A 16,909-nucleotide genomic window follows, 5' to 3' on the forward strand; every position below is an offset into this window, starting at 1 on the left:
CACGGTAAAGAAAATAGTTGATCTCGGTGCAGTGCTAAGCCCTGCCGATACAACAATCATCTATAAGACCTTTACCACCAACCTTGGCCAGGTTTGTAGCCATCGCTTAGCGCATATTCGGGCATCAAAATCTGTTCGCTTTGGTCGTTTGGGATTTAAGGTAATGGTATAGTCAAACAGAGGCTTAACACCAAAGGGAGCTACAAGAATAACGTCTCCATCATCATCCAAAGCAGCGCCTACAGCAGTTTCTACTTCTACCCAGAAACTCATGGCATCTTCAGTGGACGTATACGGACAGTCATTATTTCTCTCGTGCATTCTTGCCTGGTTCTTTACCGACCAGGGAAACGTTGAGACTTCCCTTAATCCTTGCTCGATCTCATGATCGCGGGAATCGCTTATGTCGTCAGGATCGAAGTAAATTAAATCGATGTCGTTAAGGGCCGTATTCTTCGAAAAATTATGCAGCTTGTCCCACACCAAGTTTCTAACGAATCCAGCAGCGAGACACCACCCCGGCAGCTTCCGCGCAGCCGCTATTGTCAGCGCCTCCATACGTGCCTGATCACTCATCAGCCATTTTTTGACCAGCGCTTCATGCTCCATCTCAATACCTTACTACCAATGCGCCTATTTTGACTTGCTGGGTGGTGCTGAACCATCCAACGCTGGACACGTTATAGCTCCCCTATCCCTGCTGCTACAGATCAACCTCATGATTGATACCGTCGCTAACCGGTACACCATCCAAATCACAGGGGTTAACGCCTTCCAGGCACCCGACATTGAACCCATACACAGTGGGGTTCGAGCGCGCTTGGTGGTGGGTGTAGATGCCGCAGTTTGAACAGAAGTAGTGCTTTGCGACACCTGAATTGAACTGATAAAGCTTTAGATGCTCGGCGCCGCGGAGAATGCGAAGACCGTTCAATGGTACATAGGCCATAACAGCGCCTTTGCGACTGCAAATAGAGCAGTTACACCGTTTCGGGTCAACAAGCCCCTCAGGCAGATCGAGTTCGAGCTCCACCATGCCGCAGTGGCATGTAGCCCTGTGCCTAGGTTGAATGTTAACTCCGCCCACTTGCTTGACCACAGCTTTCCCCCGTATCTATCGCTGGCGAGGCGTTTTATAAGTTAGCATCAACTTCCTTCAGCCCTAGAAGCACCGCTGCGCCAATCAAAAACGATCCAGATACCTTACCTAAGTACTGGCGCGCTGATGACTTTAGTTTCGTACTAACCCATTCAGCTGATTTACCGTAGGAAAACAAGAAAACCGCATCCATGATGAGATACGTGGCACTCAGTATCGCAAACTGATGCAGAAGGGGCTCAGATGGGTTAATGAACTGTGGAAAAAGAGCAGCGAAAAAAATAACGGCTTTAGGGTTTGCGGCTGAAGTGATAAAACCTTGCCAAAACAAGCTTTGTTTCGACCGCCCCTGATTCGCCACACCTACATGGCCCCCACTCTTTGAGAAGATCAACCTTAGGCCTAAGTACGATAAATATGCCACCCCCGCCCACTTCACAACGATAAAAAAATCACTGGATTGCTGAACAATGCTCACCAAACCTATCGAGGCGACAATCATTTGTAAAAAATTGGCTGACAAATCGCCAGCAGCGGTAAATAGCGACCGTTGGAAGCCATTGCTAACGCTATTGGAAAGCATCAAAAGCTGGCTAGGGCCCGGTGTACTCATCAAAATGAATACGGTGCTGACATACAGAAGCCAAATTTCCGTTCCCATATCCCCTCACTTTTCAAAATTAAAGTGTGTAACGCCCGCAGAATCAACGATCTAAGACTGAACCTCAAAAGGAGAAATAGCCGTACCTTGGTTGTAAACCATTTTCCAGTCACTTCCCTCTTTCCGCCATATTGACGTTCGCCGAGAATAGCTTGTACCTAAGCCATTTTGACGACTGATAGCAACCCTATAAAAGAGCTGAATAAGATCAGAGCTCAATCTCCGGTGCTCAAAGTCCTGAGATATGGCCGACCATGCGGACTCCTGCGGCAAACAATCAAGGACACTATCTAACCCGAAAAAATCGCCTGATGTGCCGATCTCCAGGAAATCCGAGGATAGCAGAGACCGCAGCTTCGCCGGTGACCTGCGCACCTCGAAGCTAAGCAAGGCTCTCTCCTTTTCTATCAGATCCGCTTCGATTTCCATAGCCGATTACCCTAACATCTGAACTCGACAACCTCCCGCGGCTCCTTGGTTAGAGCCTGTAGAATGGATGGTTAGCTCCCCTTTTCCTCGAGCAAGTCGACATAAGCGCCTTCAATGAGCTGGGATGACTCGATACCGAGCCGATCCAATAAGTGGTGCGCGACTTCCACACCGGGCTGTGATGACTCACTGGAGGAAAGTACCACTTCAAGTTCAAGAAAGTGCCCAAGGCCCTCCACTCTATCGAGATGTACACGAGTCCTGTCAACAAGATACAGCGTGCGATGTTTTCGAACACGGCCAACTCTTCACCATAAGCCAGCGAAAGCGTCTCTCGCAACGCCTCAGGCTCATCGGTTTGCGAGCGAACGTAAAACGATTCTTTCGGGCCTGCCTGATTGGCGCGCAGGTAAAAAATGAGTTCGCCGTGCTTTTCTGAAAACACCCGAAGCTTCAGCCGACCAGCCTCACAATGGAAGAAGGTATCGTCTTGCACTATCTCAGTAGGCCCATTGTCCGCGATCTTAGCCACCCTGGACTCGAGCGCTTCGATGTTGTCGATACGTGCTTTGATCTCAATATTTCTGGCCATGGTAAGTGCCTCCGCCGCTTTCGTTCGGTGCAAACCCTTGAAATCTGCTGGCTGGTCTATCAAGAGTCAATGCCCAGTGGGCAAGCAAAACTACAACACTGCCTTTAACAGTTTATAAAACTCATCTAACTCTTTCTTATCAAGTGGTTCAAGCAATGCGGCAGAAGCATGTTTAAACGAAACTTGCGCATCTTCATAAATTTTTGTCCCAGCAGTGGTAAGTGCCACCAGGCTGACTCTGGCATCACGAGGGTTTTCCTGCTTCTTAACCAGCCCTATTTTCTCCATAGGATTTAAAAGGCGAGTAACCCCTGATGGGCTCAACCCAACCTGTTCAGCAAGATCGCTACGGCGTACTTTTTGATTGGGTGCGGTGTATAGCTGATTGAGAACCAGATAATCGGACAGGCCAATACCATGCGCAGAAAGCGCACTGCCAATCCGTTTTTGGATTTTACTTTGCAGGTTGATGACACTTAACACCAATCCTGCCTCTATATTTTCCGACATAGTCATTACTCTTGCGCGATGGTTGATCCCACAAATATATACTCAAATGATTGCGCAGTCAAACATATTGCAAGCAAATGGTCGTTAGCGGTCATTGATGACCGAGTGAAATGCCAGGTTAGCTGCTCTCATGCATGTATGCACGAGGCTGACTCTCCTAATTCATGACAAAGAGAATTAGAATCCGTCCTTCATCTTCAGGATAAAATGCGACACGAAGGCACCACTGCTTCCCATTTCGAGAAAGGCACTAGACTTTGTACGAAAAGTCGGCGAGCGAAGGTCAGGCAAGGCAAAAAACGGCGAAAAAGCGGAGTTTACGGAGTGTAAATGAGCATTTTGAGCCGTTTTTTAACGCAGCATGGCCGAGCACAGGCAGTTTTCGTACAAAGCCTAACGCTAAAGCCTACCTTCACCGATGCTTATATAGCGCAATTTTGCTGCCTTCATTCCCAAAAAATTGAATTAATTGTTTTCTAGGCTTTGAAGTTGGGTGGAGTGTCCCAAAGCTGCACCTCGATATAGAGCTCAAAATCTGTTTCCCAATAGCGCTCGTAAGGAATCTCGTGATCATTGGCAGGGATTCCGAAGCGTGTAACGAGCCTACTCACCTCATTAAGCAGAAACACTTGATTGTAGTAAGGCTTGTCGTCTCGGGTTAGCGCAATAAAGCTATCCGGGTAAGTTAAAGACGTTACTTCGGGATCGAGCTCAGAGAGAGGGATTCTAAGCTCACCTTGGTTTGCGTTCAGGTCACGAAACCAAGGGGATTCTCCAAGCACTAGATAGAAGGGATGATCGCGGCGCGGTTTACCTCCACGCGCAACGAAGAGCTCACGCAGCCGAGCCTCCACCTCACGTCGGACTCCTATGTAATTCCTACCGTAGCGCCGCCGGTAACCGGGATCACGCTGATGACGAGTTAGGATATCTTGAAATACAGGATCTTCCGAGCCAGCAGGTAGCTCTGAGAGACTCCGAAACGGGCCTGTCTCTCGCAAATAATAGTGGGTAGCGAAATCGGGTAGCCTGATCACTGTTTCATGCCTTCGGCCAAGCCAATAGCCATCAAACGCCCCGTTGAGCGACATATAAAGCAACTTATTGACACGCCCTAGCTTGGCTAATGAAATCCTCTAAAAGAGCATTCGCTCGCTCGATATCCCGCTCGTAAATAAACAAGTGATCGAATACGGCACCACACTGCGGGCCAGCTTTAATGCCGTGTTCATTTAACACTCGCAGAACAGGGCCGAGAAAACCAATCACATCGAAGGGAAGCTCGCCATCCGTTGATATAACTTGAAACGGGCCGAAGCTATCTCTTATAGAGACCTCAGTTTTTAAGCGTTCAACGGCTGCCTCGTCGACAATCGCTGACACACCTGCCTGATCGCGAATTAAACAGCTGTACCGAGCATCGCTTGCCACGAACACGTTAGCCACATCTTGAGCGGATGTATCGCTAAGATCGAACATCCAGTAGCGTTCAGGCCAGATTTTCAATGTCATATTCGCCCATACCGCCATTGGATCTATAGACATTACACTCTCCTGTTAGACCGCCAATGACCGCTCGATTCGACAGCTGTTAAAACGTCACATCGAAGCAGCAGCTGGCCTATACCGTATGATACAAAGTGCTGCAGCTATTATATGAATTCAGGCGATTAAGCTCAGGACTCAGAGCTTGGAGCCTCCTGGTTTGGTCGCAACTGAAGCTGGATGCCGAGTAAGAAATTTCGCAGCACCTGATCTTTGCACTCTCGATAATTCTTATGGCTGGGCTTGCGGAAAAACGCACTTAATTCATGGTTACTTAGGTTGAAGCCAGCCAGTTCAAAAGCAGCCAAAATATCTTCAGCCTTTAAATTCAGCGCAATGCGCAGCTTCTGGAACACCATATTGTTGTTCAACTGCGATTCTGGCACGGGCTGTGGCCCTTCGCGCTTACCACGCTTAAAGCTAATGAAGCCGTTCAAAAACGCCGCTAGCTCTTTGTTCTTCATGGTGACAAAGGCGTCGTCGTCATCCTTTTTCAGCCAGGCCGTTACCTGCTCTTGAGCCACGCTGACCTCTGCCAAGGCGAAGATATCCACGATGGTGCTGTCTTTTAAATCAAAGGTGTAACGTATACGGCGAAAAATATCGTTATTGGTCAAAATAGTGTCCCTAGTCTTAGGCAAACCCAGCACAATCAGGCTTTATGTGCATCTACGTTTATCGTGATATATGATTAAAATCAGCAGCTTAAATAAACTAGGCTTTGTACGAAAACTGCCTTCGCTCGCCAATACGGCGTTAAAAATCACCTCGTGCGCGAGTCCGATCAAAATGCTCATTTACAACCTGTAAATTCGCACGCGAATCCGATCCTTTTTTCGTTGATTTTTGCCTTGTCTAGCCTTCGCTCGCCGACTTTTCGTACAAACCCTAACCTGTGGTCAGTTTCCCAAGCAGCTCGTCAATTTCGTCTTTAAGCTCGCCATCTTCAATTTTATTGGCAGTGACTTGGGCATTTTTAAGATTACTGATAGCCGCATCGGTTTGGCCCAGTTCAACCTGCAACTTCGCCATGGAGAACGCAATGGATGACATGTGATCTTTTGAGTTAACGGCGACGGCCTTTTCAAAGGCTTTTTCGTAGACTGCCAGCGCCTCATCCAGCTCTTCCGTGAAGTCAGCCAAGGTTTCCCACTGCTCTGGATGATCTTTATCGGTGCTCTCATTCTCGGTGCAAATAGCTTCCAACTGCGCATAGAGCGCATCAAAAGCCTCTCTATCCTCTTTATCGGCAGCCTTCATGAGCTTTTCAGCGAGTTCGTAAACCGCCTTGTATATTTTGGTGTTAATCATGAACGACTGCCTTTTCTCTATTTAAAATATAGTAACAAGTAAACAAACCTGCTGAAAATCAACGTATGTAACGAAGCCACCCCACCGTCACCGGTGGCATTATACCCTTTGGGGATGGCTCTACGGGCGATCATTTTACGGTTTTTGTGCTGGGGTGTTGGTATGTTTTGCTTGAGTGGTCGTCCTAGCGGCTCGCGCCATCAGACCACTCCTTAGAGGCATTGGAGGACATTTCAGCTACCAATGGCAAAGATTCGACCTGCATTCAACGACTTGGCTTCTGCAATGCCTGGTTAAGTGACTCCAAACTATCAGGGCCACCATCCAAACGAACACAACCATCTGATTCTGACGCCCAAGAAGCCGATGAAGAAAGGTGAAGATGAATAGATATTTGCGACGCAGTCTCATCATTCAGCAAACCAGCGGGAACCCATACCAACTCCGTGTCTCTCAGTTGGTTGGGTACCAGACTACCGCAGACCGAACAAAAATCATTCCGATAGCCGGTTGGCTTCTGAAAGGTACTGATTTTGGATTGGCCGGAAAGCCAACGGAAGCTATCCGCTTTTACAAAAGTGGCCGTATTTGACGCAGACCCTGTCGCTTTGCGACACAGAGAGCAGTGACATTGATAGAAGTTCGGCAGTTCCCCTTCGATTTCGAACTTAATCTCCCCACACAGACATTCACCTTTCATTGAATATTCCTTTGGTTTAAGCAGCAAGCGGCCCTAGACGACCGCTGACCGCGAATCGCTGTTAACAGCAGCACTCCATGACTAACTCAGGATGACCCGTTAATTCATCAATTTTCTCATCTAATACAATAAATCCATGCTTCTTATAAAAATTGATACTTGGTAAATTTTCACTGTAGACCGTCAATTGCAAGCACTCCCTTCTGCTCTTGGCATCGTTAATAAGCGCAGACCCCACACCTCTCCCCTGTAAGTTTGGAGACACAAAAGCGGCGGCCAACGTATTTTCGTATAGACTGTAAAATCCAGCTAATTGTCCCTCAGATTCAAATACAAAAGTCTCCGATGCAGGGAGATATACATCACGCATTTCACCAACTTTTGAACGCCAAAAATCTGATCCAATAAAAGCGTGTGCTTTAATTGAGGCTGAAAGCCAGATATCCAGCACTTGATCAATATCTGACTCTCGGTATTTGCGAATCATCTGCATATTCCTTTCTGATAATCAACTGCACCAATGGCATCACGGAGAGCCATGTGATAAATGTTGCCGGTGCAGTACAGAGCCAAGTAAATCAGGAATCCACCCAGGCTTGAAGAGTGAGGGATCTTTATCGAGTAATTCGTCAAGGCTCCACCATTTCCACTGCTGAATAGTGCTCTTCTCCTCATCTGTCCACTTTGCCGCAAACACCTCTCTGTTTGCAGGCCACTCAACTAAAAAGTACTGTTCAAGCCACCGCGCTGGCACCGATCTAGCAACGGCGTAAACATCATCACGCTCCCTTAACATTTCTCCAACGTCTTGTGCTAAACCTGTTTCCTCATATAGCTCACGTTTCGCAGCCTCAGCATAGCTCTCTCCCGGTTTTAGCTCACCTCCCACGGTGGCCCAAAACGGAGACTGATGTTCATCTTGATATAAAAACAGCAGTAAACGTCCTTCTTCATCAACGATTATTAACCTGGATGATTTTCTTGTCTCCATTTCTAATGCTCCGCTGCTCCTATAAATATTAACGTCGGCTTTCGCAACTGCAGAGATGTGTAAAAGGCCAGCCGATACACTGACCAATCTTCGCAGTAGCAATACAATATTACTTTAGGCTTTGTCTGAAAAGTCGGCGAGCGAAGGCCAGACAAGGCCAAAATCGGCGAAAAGACGGATCGGACTCGCGCACGAGCCGATTTTTAACGCCGTATGGTCGAGCACAGCCAGTTTTCAGTCAGAGCCTAGCTCCCTATCACTAGGGTTCACTTTGTAGCACCCTTCATCTGTGGTTAAGTCGCCACAATGCATGAACTCAAAGGTAGAAAGCACTTTCTCACCTTGCTGTAGGAAGTAAACAAACACCACCAATCACTAAACGAGGTACGTACGGCATCGATTAAGACTGCAAAACGATCAAAGCCAATGTGCCCAATAGATTTATTCTCTTCCTAGTAAGCGCTGCTATGCCAGGAAACAGGTGTCCACTCTTCACCGTGCCCCTCTTCCGGCCCCCTCTCCTTCCATTGGGTTACGTAATGTCTCTCGCTTTCCGATATCCCTTTTTTAGTTTCAACTCTCATTAAAACTCCAGAACTTAACAGCTAATATAAATTATACTTAATTTCACTAAAAAAAATAACTCCATCGCTGGCCAGCGCCCCCTATGGAGGCTGCTATGCTTGTTACTGAACATGGCGGTTTAAATTTTATTCGGCCAACAGCCTCTTGACCTGGGCGCTCTCTTCTTCGGGGAGCTTCAGATTGCAGATAATCTTTCCTTCTGTGAATCGACTCTCAAACTTATTTTCCTCTGTAGTGATGAACGTTACTGAGATCACTTTGGAATAGAAAGCGAGGAGCAGGTCAACTAGACGCCAAGCGCTTGAATCTAATACAAGTCTCCGCTTGTCACAAGGCATTACAAATGCCCTGATGGCAGCTCAGTGATATTGCCGCAGCGCCGCCAGTGCGCGCTGAAGAAAATCGAGTTGGGCATCTCGAAGCCAAGTACCGCGGCGAAGTTCTGGCTCGTTCATCTGCACCTTGCGTATTTCTGCTTGCGCCTTTGGGTCCTGACCAGCATAGCCTTGAAAGATGGCCAACCAATCCTGAGCCACCTCTCGACCAATTTCGCTTTCGGGGCTAATACCTTGTTCCAGCATTTGGTTAATACGCCTGAGGAGAGGCGGCCAATGTTTCATATAATCGCCATAACGCTCAGCCAAGTAGGCATAGACTGACGGACTCAGGTGGCGGCGGAAGATCGCTAGCTTGTGCTCCAGGAAAGCCTGCTGGATGAAGTTCAACTGCTCCCTTTCAATGGACAGATAGTCCCGTAGAGCCTGCTCTCGCTCGGCCATCAGGCTCAGCTTACGGAGTAGCTCAGGGTTACCAGTAGTATCCTGCTCTAGTTGCTCCATCCAGCGCACCGCTAAATTTTGGGCTGAAGGAGCGGTCGGCTTTACGCCTTCGGCCTGGAGAGTATTTAATTCATCCAGCAGCAGTTGCCACTGAGCCCGCGTGGCACGCTGACGTGTGTAAAAACGCAGATCTTGAAGTTCATCCCTGGAGAAGTAGCGACTATAAGCCTCCAGTAATTCCAGAGTATTGAGAAATGCCTCAGTACTGGGTTCTGCTTCTCCAGCGAATGTATTCCGCAGCTGCTGCAAGTGATCCCTCAAGCGCGTAGCGCTATCGATTTGGGCGTTTAGGGCTGTGATGTTGTCGTCCACAAGCGTTTTGATAGAATGACGGGCATCGTCTTGCAGAAGTGAGGCGACCTCTGCCAAGGTGAACCCCAGGTTCTTAAGCAGTTGGATACGCTGTAGGCAAGCAATATCCTGAGCATGGTAGAGGCGATAGCCAGCCTCGGTACGACCCGAAGGTTTGAGGAGCCCCAAAGCATCGTAATGATGCAGAGTACGCACGGTGATACCAGCGCGCCGAGCTAGTTCACCCGCTTGCATAGGCTTAAGGATATCGTCGCTTTTATTTTGCCTCATGAGCGATGCCTTCCCTCCTTCTACTTTCTCCATCAGCTCTTATTGATTGCATTGATTTGACTCGGTGTACGTTTATCACAGCAACTGAGCCATTTTACTCAGCGCTTCCCCCAGACGCGCACCACGATTTATCGCAAAGCAACAATATAATTAAATCCACCGCCGGCAATCTGCAACCCGTCCTTACGCCGGTGAAAATATCGCTGGTTCAGGCTGGTGGTATCGTTATTGTCCACCTGGACAAAGCCCATTCCTTGCAACCCCTCCACCAACGTTGCAGGATGGAACTGCGAGAGCCAAGGTTCCCCCATGGCAGCGAATATCCGCTCAGAAACAGCGACTATCGATTGTTCGATGGGGTTGAGCAAATTGGTAGCCACACGATAGTCGAAGACAATAATCGACCCTGGAGGCAAGCCAGCCACCGATTCCAACACATTACATACCTGCTCCGGCGTCAGGTAAGGGCTAACGCCCATCCAACTAATAGCAACGGGCTGAGTACAATCGAGACCTGCCCCTGACAGCACTTCAAGCCCGCTTGGCCGCGTCAGGTCAACTGCTACAAACTGCATTTTGGCGGGTATCGTCAATCCGGCCTGCGCCACCCGATCTTGTTTGAGCTTCAGCATTGCTGGCTGGTCCACCTCATACAGATTCACATGAGGCATGCTTGCACCATAACGCAAGGCGTAGGTATCCAAACCAGCACCAAGACTCACTACCTGAGACACGCCCCTTGCTACAGCTGCATTTAGTGTATCTTCTGAAAGCAGGCTACGGGCGACAATGCCTGCGCGCATGGAACGGGCGCTAGAGTCGTTATAAGCAAATGGGTCAGCACTCACTGCTTTACCAAGCTCTGAACCGAGCAGGGACAAGCTCAAAGGATCATCTAATACTCTTGGCTCGTCCAACAACTGATGCACCGCACGGGCAATCGCAACGCGATGGGCAGAGTCGTTGGGATTGGCCTTTGAGGTCTGAATCGTCTTCGGATCCTGCATTGTTAGCTCCATCGTTTTTTAACAATGCAGGGACTCTAAGGCCTCACGTTGCGTGAAGGTCAATATCTCAGAACGAATTAATTTAGTGCTTTTTTTAACCTACTAAGGCAGATCCAGAATTTTGTATCAAAACGCTAATCTACCCACCAGAGCGGTGGCATATGAGCAATAATGGATCCTCTTTACTGTGGATTGACGTCACGAAGTAAATGGAAGGGGGCTCTCGAGCACCCAATTGAATAGACCTCATGCCGCAAACTTCTTGCTGACTTGCATCACGCGCTGGCCTAAATAACGCGCAGCGAACAAGTCTGTGTCATCTAAAACACCGTCTACTGAATGAGCGATAAGCCCAGATTGCGCTCCTAGTCTGTTACGCATTTCAGGATCGTAGTTGCCTGGGATATCCAAACCTACCCATAGTTCATCACACCTCCCCCTTCCGTTGTTGCACTGCTTGTTGCTGCGTTTCTCCCTGCGTTACGGGTTGCTGAGCATCGCGGTTTAAATTCCGCTCGGCCGGTATATCGTTCAGGTACTCGACAAACTCCACTTCAAAACCGGCCGGATCGACAAAATAGACATTTTTGCGAAACGGCTCTACAGCTCCTGGTTTCGCAATGGCATAACCCGCGTTATTCAACCTGGCCACAACGGCATCAAGGTTATCGGTCACATAAGCAAAGTAGGCCAAGCCAACGCTGTGGCCTTTCAAATCGCGATTCACTCCTTCACCGTGATCGCTTAGCGCCAGGTAATGTTCGTCGTCACCAAAGTGCACCCATTTATGCGGTTTGCCATATCACTCGCCATGGCCTTCAATTCACTGCCTCCGTTGCCAGAAGGCCTTCTGACTGAAACGCCTTGGCCCCTGGTAGCTGGCCTTGAGATGCCAGAGATAACGCTGGCTGACTGCTTGCATCTCCTGCTGGTAGGCACCGAGTGACTGGTGCAAGCCAGATTCGATGGCCTTGGCTGCACTGGTTGCCGAAGCCAGGGAATGAAAGAGCCCTTGTGAAGCCAATGGGTCGAAGGCCAGCAGGGCATCGCCGATAGCCAGAAATCCCGGCCCCGCCTTCGGCAACTGCCCTACTTCCAACAGGGAAGTACCCGCCGGTCGACCGCGTACACGGGCGGGGGCCACCCTCTCCAGTACCTCTGCCAATAGGGCATGCTCCCTGGCTCGGGCCAGAAAGGCATCGGGGTGACGCAACAACTGACGGCATAGCGGATCATCGACGTCCATATGGTAGGCCAACACCCGTTGCCCTTGAGGCAGGGGCACCGTATACCACCAGCCACGGGCATCCGCCTGAATGCGCATAGTAGCGTCCTGGCTCTCGGCCGCTTGGTCCAGGAAACTGTAGAGGCACAGCAAAGGATCATCAGCATCGCGCCGTAATCCCAATTGACGCCCCAGATACCCACTACGGCCCGTGGCGTCAATCATCACAGGCGCCCTAAACGATCCCAGTGTCGTGTCCAAGTACCACTGGCCCTGACGGTGGCGGATATCCACTTGCTTGCAGCCCTCCCCCAGCGTCACCCCGACATCCTGGGCTCGAAGACGCAGCATCTGCTCAAATTCCCGCCGATCTAGATACCACCCAGGTCCGGCCGGATCCTGGATGGCATCCCGCCAGACCGGCTTATCATCGTCCCACACCGATACTGCAGCGCCCCGCTCCCGGTGTCCCGCGTCCCGAAAAGCCGCCATCAAATTAAGGCGCTGAAGCAGCACAGCTGCCGCTCCCGGCAGGGACTCACCAATGGGGGGCGTCCTAGCCAGGGAAGCCCGGCGTTCCAGCACCAGCACCCGCTGCTCCGGCCGCAGCAGAGTGCCGAGCGCCAGCCCAGCAGGTCCGGCACCGACAATCACTACGTCGAAGGGGCGATAGTCGGCCATTAGCGGCCGCGTCGTTGTTCGATCAACAGCTTCCGCATGCCTTTGTCTGTGTCGTGCCGCTCCTCGGTCGTCATGTCACGGCCGCCTCTATCTTCGACCTGCATCTGCGGTGGGAAGTCGGGATCCCCACCGAGTCCTGGCCGCACCTCCACGATCCCCATCTGATCGAAATCAGTCACCATTCTCGCCAACTGTTGCTTGTGGTCAGGGCCCAGGGTGCGGTCCCAGTCGGCGCGATGATGGTAGGCAGCTAGACGCTCTTCCCTCGGCAGCGAGTCGTTCATCACCGTGTCATAGTTCTCTTTACTCAGCACCTGATTGGGTACCCGAGCGGGCCAGAAGGTGGGCAGATAGGGATCGTATTCGGTGTCGTAGCCGGAGCGGCAACTGGCGGTGTCGGTTTGCCAGGGAATGGCCATCCAACGGGTGATAGAGCCGGGGTATTGGCCGTATAGGGGGCCGTTATAGGACTTCGCCATGGCTGGCGTCAGCGTTGTGCCATAGTCCGGCTCCGGATCTTCGGGGCTGCGGTGGCGCCAGCGGTAGGGTTCCATATACATGGTGCTATGGCGTACCGGCCAGGTCATCTCACACCCCGGATGGAAAGCGTCGGCGATGCAGAACTCCATCGCTGCTCTGTCCAGCATAGCGGGCTGCTGCTCCAACGGAACCTTGTCGATACTCTCAGGTGATTGCCGATGTGGATCGTAGTCCGCTTCAAAATCCCCTTCTGCCCACTTGTCCAGAAGTGCCAGCTGGGTGGTGGTCAGGGTGTTCATAGCGTCGGGCACATTTGGCATGGGAACATTCATGGCATCGCCATAGATCCAGGGCCAAGGCTTCATGGAGATATCGCCGTCCTGGGGATTGCGGAAGCTATTGGCCACGGCGCGCCTAAGTTCGGCGTAGGTTTCACCCGGCTCGGCCAGTTGCGACAGGTAGCGGTGCTCCAGGAAGTACTGGGGCATGCCATAGCCGAAGCCAGCGGCAAAGCCCGCATTCATCCATTGTAGATCGCACATGGCTTTGAGGATGGGCAGTATGTCGTCGGTAAAGGAAGGTCTGGTGGGTGCCGGTAACTGACCAGCCTGGATAGCCACATCCGTCATCAGCGCGTACATGGTACGCACCGCTTTCTGCTGTGGGCCGTAATTGGGCGGAGCCACCACCACCCAGGCTGGCGTCACGGTAATCGGACGGCCATCCACCAATACTGTGGCCGTCACGGGGCCGTCACTGGTGTCATCATACCAGCCGTCATTATTGGCGAAGGTAGTGGGTGGCTTTTCCTGATAGGAAGCGGAGCGCCCATGGCCACCGAATACCTGCAGGCGACCAACAGTGTCGGTGCGTAACTCCCCCAGTGGCACCTCTATTCCCATGAACGTGCCGCCCTGAAACTGAGCCACGCCGGAACAGGTATTGATGCTACGCGCTCCTGGGGTAATGGACAGATTGTGCCTATCCCGCAGAGCCACCTCGGCGTTACGACGCGTGGAAGGCGCTGCCGTCTCAGCTTCGGGGATATCCAACGCGAGCTCGAAGTTGTACCAAGCCGCTTTATGGTTAGCTACCTCCACTGTCCAGGTAATCTCGGTGGTAGGATCCATGGTCAGTTCCCGCACTACCCTACCGTTGCCGTCGTAAGCGTAGATGCGGAACTCGGCCACCTCGCGTTTCAAGGCACCAGTGGCGTCCCGATAGGCCCCCGGTTCCCTGGGCAGGGGCTCGGTGACCTGGGGGCCGATGTAAAAACCGTCAGTTTGCTTGGAATTGCCCACCCTGGCGATACCAATGGCCGGGTGAATTTTGGCGTAAGCGATCTCAGACATCTGTCACTCCCTTTTTGTATGGGACGACACCATGAAGCGAAGGTGTTCTGGCGCCGCATAGGCTCATGAATCTCTGAACTGTAACTGAAGAAATAGTAAAGCTGGATCAGCGGTACACTGCTGCTTACCAAGATAGAACAAGACAGCCACTTATTCACTGCAAAAGGTGAAATTTAATTTGGGTCTCATCTATTCAAATTGTGCTGCTACCTTTTACAAGGTAACTGGCCTCCCCCGCTTAAGCGTTTATTAAACACAACCCAAACCATTATCCCCTACGATTTGCAAAATCAGTCGGTGTAAACTTATAGCTGATCTCTAAACACATGAAGGCAGCTATCCAGCCTGGATTTATAAGAGCTCCTTGCAAAACCCTTGAAATAGCTCACCTACGTGCCTAGCTTAGCTATTATGGCTAAGAAAAATGTCCTGATGAACTTTGGGGAATTGTTGAGCCGCTCTTGCCACTGGATTCACCCAAGCATGATGGTGGTGGGCCATGTGTTTCCAACCGTGCCGCCTTGACCGGCATCCTGTTTGTTCTTAAGTCAGGCATCCCGTGGGAAGTGTTACCTCAAGAAATGGGATGGGGTTCCGGCGTCACTTGCAACACGATAAGAGCGGCGTACTGATCTCCGCCATGCGTTCACTTTGCTGGGCGGGCTGCTTACTGATTGGCTTTAAACAGCTCACACGACAGTTTTGAAAGAAGCTCAACAGAGCACTCGGCAACAGAGGCGGTATTGCTGTTCCCTAAGTTTCCGATCTTTCAACCGTTAAGCCGATTTCCTGTCCATACGAAATTTCTAAAACATGTCCATCAGGATCATTTATGAATGCCCAATAGCCTACCGGATAGCCGCTATCAGTCACCTCCCGGGACAATATTCCTTCGCGCCTAGCTTGGTCACATAAATCATCTACTTCACTCTTGCTTTTACAACCAACACCCAGGTGGGCAAAAGGCCCTAATATAGGAACCGGATTACTGCTTTGTACTAACACTAATACAAATGGGCGTGATTTATCTGACAACCAAACGACTCGCTTGTCAATTTCCTTATCTGTTCGCTCATGAATGACAGACATGTGGGCGTAGCGCTGATAAAAATCAATACTCTGATCTAAGTTACTTGCTGATAACGCAATGTGCGTAAAGCCGACATCTATTTTCATTGTCAATCCAAAATTTCTAGTTTTAAAAAAGAGACTTTCTGGCTCGTTATTGCTTACATACCCCTGCTTATTAAGAGCATGCTTGACTACCAAACACCGCTAATTGTCTATCTCTCCTACGTTGCTGTTTGCTGCGCATCGCGGTTTAAATTCCGCTCGGCCGGGATATCGCTCAGGTATTCGACAAACTCCACCTCAAAACCGGCCGGATCGACAAAATAGACATTCTTGCGAAACGGCTCTACAGCTCCTGGTTTCGCAATGGCATAACCCGCGTTATTCAATCTGGCCACAACGGCATCAAGGTTATCGGTCGCATAGGCAAAATGGGCCAAGCCAACGCTGTGGCCTTTCAGATCGCGATTCGCCCCTTCGCCGTGATCGCTAAACGCCAGGTAATGTTCGTCGTCACCAAAGTGCACCCATTTACGCGGTTTGCCATACCACTCGCCACGGCCTTCATCGCGTACCCGCCAATGCGGGAATACAGCGCGGTAAAAATCCAACATGGCATCCATATCATCAACGACCAGATTAACGTGTTCCAAGTACATAAGAGTCTCCTTGCGTTAAGTGAAATGGCAGGATAAAACCTCAACTTCACTTGAGGTAAAGCTGTTATTGGAAAAAAATGGCAAAAAAGATTCAGGAGTGCGTGATGGCAGAGGCAATTTGGAGTGTTGGCAAGGTGGCAAAGCGCTGCGGCATTAAAGTCAGCACCTTGCACTTTTACGAGCAACAAGGTCTGATCCAAAGCTGGCGCAATGCGGGCAACCAGCGCCGTTACAAACCGGAAGTGCTAAGGCGGATTTCGGTGATTAAAGCCGCGCAGAAAGTCGGCGTGAGCCTGGATGAGATCAAGCGAGCTTTTGAATCACTGCCCAATAACCGCACACCGACGGTTGAAGACTGGCAACAGCTTTCAAAAAACTGGCAGCAGATGCTTGATGGCCGGATTGCTTATCTGCAAAAGCTGCGTAATAACCTGGCAGGCTGTATCGGCTGCGGCTGCCTGAGCATGACCAGTTGCCCGCTCTACAACCCGGACGACAAGCTGGCGGAATCAGGTAGCGGCCCAGTCCTGTTGGATCAGGCAGAACAGAAAGCGAGAGCTCAGCAAGAACCAAGCGCTAGCTCATAGCGC

General features: G+C 50.5%; 20 protein-coding genes and 2 pseudogenes. 2 read left to right on the forward strand and 20 right to left on the reverse strand.

What is annotated here, in order from left to right; translation table 11 throughout:
- Positions 1 to 60 precede the first annotated feature (60 nt).
- From RO22_RS14155 to RO22_RS14240, 18 genes and pseudogenes are all read right to left on the reverse strand, one after another.
- On the reverse strand, positions 61 to 609 hold the full coding sequence (locus tag RO22_RS14155) for a nucleotidyltransferase family protein (RefSeq protein WP_027957583.1): 549 nt from the start codon (positions 607 to 609) through the stop codon (positions 61 to 63).
- Positions 610 to 703: 94 nt separating this feature from the next.
- Complete coding sequence (locus tag RO22_RS14160) at positions 704 to 1,036, reverse strand: GFA family protein (RefSeq protein ID WP_200890253.1); 333 nt, start codon at positions 1,034 to 1,036, stop codon at positions 704 to 706.
- A 97-nt stretch (positions 1,037 to 1,133) separates the two neighbouring features.
- The gene (locus tag RO22_RS14165; protein ID WP_009287036.1) at positions 1,134 to 1,760 is read right to left on the reverse strand and encodes a LysE family translocator; all 627 of its coding nucleotides are present in this window, start codon (positions 1,758 to 1,760) and stop codon (positions 1,134 to 1,136) included.
- Between the two features lie 51 nt (positions 1,761 to 1,811).
- Positions 1,812 to 2,189 carry a DUF4440 domain-containing protein gene (locus RO22_RS25345; protein ID WP_039859127.1) on the reverse strand — a complete coding sequence of 126 codons (378 nt, stop codon included), beginning with the start codon at positions 2,187 to 2,189 and terminating at the stop codon, positions 1,812 to 1,814.
- Positions 2,190 to 2,260: 71 nt separating this feature from the next.
- The gene (locus RO22_RS25350; protein ID WP_200890258.1) at positions 2,261 to 2,467 is read right to left on the reverse strand and encodes a hypothetical protein; all 207 of its coding nucleotides are present in this window, start codon (positions 2,465 to 2,467) and stop codon (positions 2,261 to 2,263) included.
- Positions 2,468 to 2,871: 404 nt separating this feature from the next.
- Positions 2,872 to 3,291, reverse strand: a complete 420-nt coding sequence (locus RO22_RS14180) for a MarR family winged helix-turn-helix transcriptional regulator (RefSeq protein WP_022523102.1) — start codon at positions 3,289 to 3,291, stop codon at positions 2,872 to 2,874.
- Positions 3,292 to 3,767: 476 nt separating this feature from the next.
- On the reverse strand, positions 3,768 to 4,328 hold the full coding sequence (locus tag RO22_RS14185) for a hypothetical protein (RefSeq protein WP_022523101.1): 561 nt from the start codon (positions 4,326 to 4,328) through the stop codon (positions 3,768 to 3,770).
- A 64-nt stretch (positions 4,329 to 4,392) separates the two neighbouring features.
- Positions 4,393 to 4,836, reverse strand: coding sequence for a hypothetical protein (locus RO22_RS14190; protein ID WP_041158570.1), 444 nt, complete (start codon positions 4,834 to 4,836; stop codon positions 4,393 to 4,395).
- Between the two features lie 131 nt (positions 4,837 to 4,967).
- Complete coding sequence (locus RO22_RS14195; protein WP_039859130.1) at positions 4,968 to 5,453, reverse strand: DUF1456 family protein; 486 nt, start codon at positions 5,451 to 5,453, stop codon at positions 4,968 to 4,970.
- A 271-nt stretch (positions 5,454 to 5,724) separates the two neighbouring features.
- Positions 5,725 to 6,147: a hypothetical protein gene (locus RO22_RS14200; protein WP_009287042.1), complete on the reverse strand. Its 423-nt coding sequence runs from the start codon at positions 6,145 to 6,147 to the stop codon at positions 5,725 to 5,727.
- 265 nt (positions 6,148 to 6,412) lie between these two features.
- Entirely contained in the window at positions 6,413 to 6,847 is a 435-nt protein-coding gene (locus RO22_RS24175; protein WP_084625343.1) for a GFA family protein, read from the reverse strand.
- A 61-nt stretch (positions 6,848 to 6,908) separates the two neighbouring features.
- Positions 6,909 to 7,334 carry an N-acetyltransferase gene (locus RO22_RS14205; RefSeq protein ID WP_041158571.1) on the reverse strand — a complete coding sequence of 142 codons (426 nt, stop codon included), beginning with the start codon at positions 7,332 to 7,334 and terminating at the stop codon, positions 6,909 to 6,911.
- 39 nt (positions 7,335 to 7,373) lie between these two features.
- Positions 7,374 to 7,838 (reverse strand): NUDIX hydrolase, encoded by a 465-nt coding sequence (locus RO22_RS14210; RefSeq protein WP_039859133.1) that lies wholly within the window; start codon positions 7,836 to 7,838, stop codon positions 7,374 to 7,376.
- Between the two features lie 944 nt (positions 7,839 to 8,782).
- Entirely contained in the window at positions 8,783 to 9,844 is a 1,062-nt protein-coding gene (locus RO22_RS14220) for a MerR family transcriptional regulator (protein WP_161793656.1), read from the reverse strand.
- 128 nt (positions 9,845 to 9,972) lie between these two features.
- Complete coding sequence (locus RO22_RS14225) at positions 9,973 to 10,851, reverse strand: class I SAM-dependent methyltransferase (protein WP_041158572.1); 879 nt, start codon at positions 10,849 to 10,851, stop codon at positions 9,973 to 9,975.
- A gap of 427 nt (positions 10,852 to 11,278) precedes the next feature.
- Positions 11,279 to 11,671: pseudogene (locus tag RO22_RS14230) on the reverse strand (VOC family protein); the annotation flags it as partial.
- Positions 11,672 to 11,674: 3 nt separating this feature from the next.
- Entirely contained in the window at positions 11,675 to 12,757 is a 1,083-nt protein-coding gene (locus RO22_RS14235) for an NAD(P)/FAD-dependent oxidoreductase (RefSeq protein ID WP_041158573.1), read from the reverse strand.
- Positions 12,757 to 14,589 carry a LodA/GoxA family CTQ-dependent oxidase gene (locus RO22_RS14240; protein ID WP_041158574.1) on the reverse strand — a complete coding sequence of 611 codons (1,833 nt, stop codon included), beginning with the start codon at positions 14,587 to 14,589 and terminating at the stop codon, positions 12,757 to 12,759. The genes RO22_RS14235 and RO22_RS14240 overlap by 1 nt, the downstream gene beginning before the upstream one ends.
- A gap of 431 nt (positions 14,590 to 15,020) precedes the next feature.
- On the opposite strand from RO22_RS14240, the pseudogene RO22_RS24185 reads away from it, so the two are divergent.
- Positions 15,021 to 15,197: pseudogene (locus RO22_RS24185) on the forward strand (transposase); the annotation flags it as partial.
- A gap of 145 nt (positions 15,198 to 15,342) precedes the next feature.
- Here the strand turns inward: RO22_RS24185 and RO22_RS14245 are convergent.
- Both RO22_RS14245 and RO22_RS14250 read right to left on the reverse strand, forming a co-directional pair.
- A complete protein-coding gene (locus tag RO22_RS14245) occupies positions 15,343 to 15,765 on the reverse strand; it encodes a VOC family protein (protein ID WP_041158575.1) in 423 nt (140 codons plus the stop codon).
- Between the two features lie 116 nt (positions 15,766 to 15,881).
- Positions 15,882 to 16,319 (reverse strand): VOC family protein, encoded by a 438-nt coding sequence (locus RO22_RS14250; RefSeq protein ID WP_041158576.1) that lies wholly within the window; start codon positions 16,317 to 16,319, stop codon positions 15,882 to 15,884.
- 104 nt (positions 16,320 to 16,423) lie between these two features.
- Here RO22_RS14250 and soxR point away from each other — a divergent pair, with 104 nt between their 5' ends.
- Positions 16,424 to 16,906 (forward strand): redox-sensitive transcriptional activator SoxR, encoded by a 483-nt coding sequence (gene soxR / locus RO22_RS14255; protein ID WP_041158577.1) that lies wholly within the window; start codon positions 16,424 to 16,426, stop codon positions 16,904 to 16,906.
- Positions 16,907 to 16,909 lie beyond the last annotated feature (3 nt).

Source organism: Halomonas sp. KHS3, assembly GCF_000830495.1.
In the GTDB taxonomy this organism is placed as follows: Bacteria; Pseudomonadota; Gammaproteobacteria; order Pseudomonadales; family Halomonadaceae; genus Vreelandella; species Vreelandella titanicae.

Bases quoted from the DNA above. Each gene is read 5' to 3' on its own strand.
- RO22_RS14155 (WP_027957583.1), bottom strand. From the start codon at position 609: ATGGAGCATGAAGCGCTGGTCAAAAAATGGCTGATGAGTGATCAGGCA.
- RO22_RS14160 (WP_200890253.1), bottom strand. From the start codon at position 1,036: ATGGTGGAGCTCGAACTCGATCTGCCTGAGGGGCTTGTTGACCCGAAA.
- RO22_RS14165 (WP_009287036.1), bottom strand. From the start codon at position 1,760: ATGGGAACGGAAATTTGGCTTCTGTATGTCAGCACCGTATTCATTTTG.
- RO22_RS25345 (WP_039859127.1), bottom strand. From the start codon at position 2,189: ATGGAAATCGAAGCGGATCTGATAGAAAAGGAGAGAGCCTTGCTTAGC.
- RO22_RS14180 (WP_022523102.1), bottom strand. From the start codon at position 3,291: ATGTCGGAAAATATAGAGGCAGGATTGGTGTTAAGTGTCATCAACCTG.
- RO22_RS14190 (WP_041158570.1), bottom strand. From the start codon at position 4,836: ATGTCTATAGATCCAATGGCGGTATGGGCGAATATGACATTGAAAATC.
- RO22_RS14200 (WP_009287042.1), bottom strand. From the start codon at position 6,147: ATGATTAACACCAAAATATACAAGGCGGTTTACGAACTCGCTGAAAAG.
- RO22_RS24175 (WP_084625343.1), bottom strand. From the start codon at position 6,847: ATGAAAGGTGAATGTCTGTGTGGGGAGATTAAGTTCGAAATCGAAGGG.
- RO22_RS14205 (WP_041158571.1), bottom strand. From the start codon at position 7,334: ATGATTCGCAAATACCGAGAGTCAGATATTGATCAAGTGCTGGATATC.
- RO22_RS14210 (WP_039859133.1), bottom strand. From the start codon at position 7,838: ATGGAGACAAGAAAATCATCCAGGTTAATAATCGTTGATGAAGAAGGA.
- RO22_RS14220 (WP_161793656.1), bottom strand. From the start codon at position 9,844: ATGAGGCAAAATAAAAGCGACGATATCCTTAAGCCTATGCAAGCGGGT.
- RO22_RS14225 (WP_041158572.1), bottom strand. From the start codon at position 10,851: ATGCAGGATCCGAAGACGATTCAGACCTCAAAGGCCAATCCCAACGAC.
- RO22_RS14235 (WP_041158573.1), bottom strand. From the start codon at position 12,757: ATGGCCGACTATCGCCCCTTCGACGTAGTGATTGTCGGTGCCGGACCT.
- RO22_RS14240 (WP_041158574.1), bottom strand. From the start codon at position 14,589: ATGTCTGAGATCGCTTACGCCAAAATTCACCCGGCCATTGGTATCGCC.
- RO22_RS14245 (WP_041158575.1), bottom strand. From the start codon at position 15,765: ATGAAAATAGATGTCGGCTTTACGCACATTGCGTTATCAGCAAGTAAC.
- RO22_RS14250 (WP_041158576.1), bottom strand. From the start codon at position 16,319: ATGTACTTGGAACACGTTAATCTGGTCGTTGATGATATGGATGCCATG.
- soxR (WP_041158577.1), top strand. From the start codon at position 16,424: ATGGCAGAGGCAATTTGGAGTGTTGGCAAGGTGGCAAAGCGCTGCGGC.